This window comes from Alcanivorax sp. HI0044 (assembly GCF_001634945.1).
Window position 1 is genome coordinate 1 of record NZ_LWEZ01001267.1, and the last position, 2,411, is coordinate 2,411.

General features: G+C 59.1%; 2 protein-coding genes. Both read right to left on the reverse strand.

All coding sequences use genetic code 11. The features are described from left to right. Window positions 1–741: putative selenate ABC transporter substrate-binding protein (locus A3730_RS18230; RefSeq protein ID WP_063538625.1), on the reverse strand; the 741-nt coding region annotated here is incomplete at its 3' end. Window positions 742–862: 121 nt separating this feature from the next. Beyond that, on the reverse strand, window positions 863–1,951 hold the full coding sequence (gene mnmH / locus A3730_RS18235) for a tRNA 2-selenouridine(34) synthase MnmH (protein ID WP_063519690.1): 1,089 nt from the start codon (window positions 1,949–1,951) through the stop codon (window positions 863–865). Between the last annotated feature and the right edge of the window lie 460 nt (window positions 1,952–2,411).

Genomic DNA, 2,411 nt, shown 5'->3' on the forward strand with positions numbered 1-2,411 from the left:
TTCAGTAACGCGCTGGCTGAAGCCTTCGCCGAAGCGCTCATTCAGATCGCCGCGAACGGTCCAGTGGTAGTCCGGGTAGGTGGGGGTTTCCCAGATCACACTGACCTTGCTGGTATCGATTTTGCCTTCCGCCAGCTCGCGCTCCCAGACTTTGAAATTCACCGCGCCAGTGGCGTAAGCCCCGCTTTGTACCAGGGCGATGGTACGGCTGTGGTCCCCGGAGAAACCGACTTTCTTGAACAGGTCTTCCGGCGCCTTGTTAAAGGTCTCGCGCAGATAGAATTCCGGCATCAGGCGGCCAGATGTGCTGCCCTTGGAACCGAAGGTGAATGATGGCTGGGCAATAAAGTCTTGACCCAGTGTTTCGACAGGTTCGAGGCCGGTGCTGCTGTTGGCAATGAAATACGACTTGAAAGCGGTGTCTTCCTGGCCCTGGGCAATGGCCTCGGAACCGGGGACAAGACGCCGGGCCTGCACGCCGGACAGGCCGCCGAACCAGGCCATTTGTACCTCATCGTTGCGGAAGGCAGTCACTGCGGCAGCGTAGGATTTCACCGGTACGTATTTCACCGGCACGCCCAGCTGTTCTTCCAGATGGGCGGCGATGCTTCCGAACCGTTTTACCAGCTGGGATTCATCCTGATCCGGAATCGCCGTAAAGGTGAAGGTATCGGTTTTGGGGTCATTACAGGCAGAGAGGAGCAGGGCAGCGGCCAGTGCAGCCAGAAATTTCAAACGCATTGTTGTCTCCGTTCAATAGGGAGGCTTACCGAACTTTATGAGGGAACGTGCACGGGACGATTGCGGGTTCGGCCATACGCAACCGTTGCGCGCAGTATAGCGGCTTGCGCGGGGTTTTGCGTCAGCGGTTGTTGAGGAAATCGCTGACTTCGGCACGGGTGCCCTGGAAGACGATGGTGCCGACCCGGCGCGACAGCATGTAGTCGTACATGGGGTCGTAATAATCGGCGAGCAGGTTGTGGATCCATTCGCGGTGCAGCTCGGTATCGCCGCAGGCGGCTTGCACGGCCAGGGCTTCCTGAAGTTGCTGGCGCAGCTGCTGATGGCGAATACCACCCAGGCGGCGGCGAATGCGGTCCATGGCCGCCAGCAGTTCATCGCCGAGCTGCTTGAGAGCATCCTGCTCACCGAAGTAGTGGGCATACTCCTGCAGCGGGCCGATCACGTAATCTTCCAGGGTCACCTGCACGCGGGCGTCCAGGGATTCCTCGATCACGATACGTGGCTGCGCCTTGATCTGGTCTTGCAGTGAAAAGGGCAGATGGCAACGACCGATCAGCTTGCTTTCGTCTTCCACCAGAATACGGGCAGGCTGGGCGGCACGCTGTTTGATCAGGGCGATGGACAGGGTATTTTCAAAATCGATTTGGCTGGGCTGACCGCCGGGGCGTCGGCCGAAAGAGGAGCCGCGATGGTGGGCCAGCCCTTCCAGATCGATGGCGTTGGCCTGTTGTTCAATCACCCGTGTCTTGGCACAGCCGGTGCGGCCGCATAGCACCTCCAGTGGCAGGCTGGCGATACAGGCTTCCATTTCATCAATCAGAAACCGGCGCAGTGCTTTGTAACCACCGGTGACCAGCGGTGCATCGATGCCTGCTTCGCGCAGCCAGGCTTGGGTGGTCTGGCTGCGCAGCCCGCCACGGAAGCAATACAGATAGCCGTCCGGGTTGGCCTGCCACCACTGCTGCCAGGCTTGCATGCGCCGTTCCCGCTCTTCGCCGCTGACCAGCTTGTTACCCAGGTCAATGGCCGCCTGCTGGCCCTGCTGCTTGTAACAGATGCCAATTTGGTGACGCTCGTCATCGTTGATCAGGGCGATATTGGTGGCACCGGGAAAGGCGCCTTTGGCAAATTCCACGGGGGCGCGCACGTCCAGCAGGGGCGTGTCGTTCAGGAACAGGGAAAGGAAATCACGGGTATCGTCTCGCATGGGGAGCGAGTTTAGAACAGCTACAAGCTACAAGCTACAAGTCGGAAAGTTCCTCGTAGTCCGCAACTTCTACGAAGCCGCTGTAGGAGTACCTCTTGAGGTGCGAACCGCGCTTGCGCGGAAATCGCCCGCAGGGCGATCAGGAGTCTCAAAACTCGACGGGTTCCAGAAAGAATGGCGGAAGGATCTTGATCTTTGCCGCCTCGCTAGGCCCGGTTCGCACCTCAAGAGGTGCTTGTATGTTTGAATGCTCTTCCTGCAACCATGCAGGACTTGCCGGGGTGGAGGGACCAAAGGGGCATCTGACCCAAGGGTACAGACGGTAGGAGATTTGGCCCCACCCCGCACCTATTCATACGCCGATAAAGAATCCATCGGCTGAGTTCGCACCTCAGACCGACGATACCTAGCAAGCCAGCGTTCAGGTGCGCCCCGACAAGCATGTGTAACCTAGCGCAAG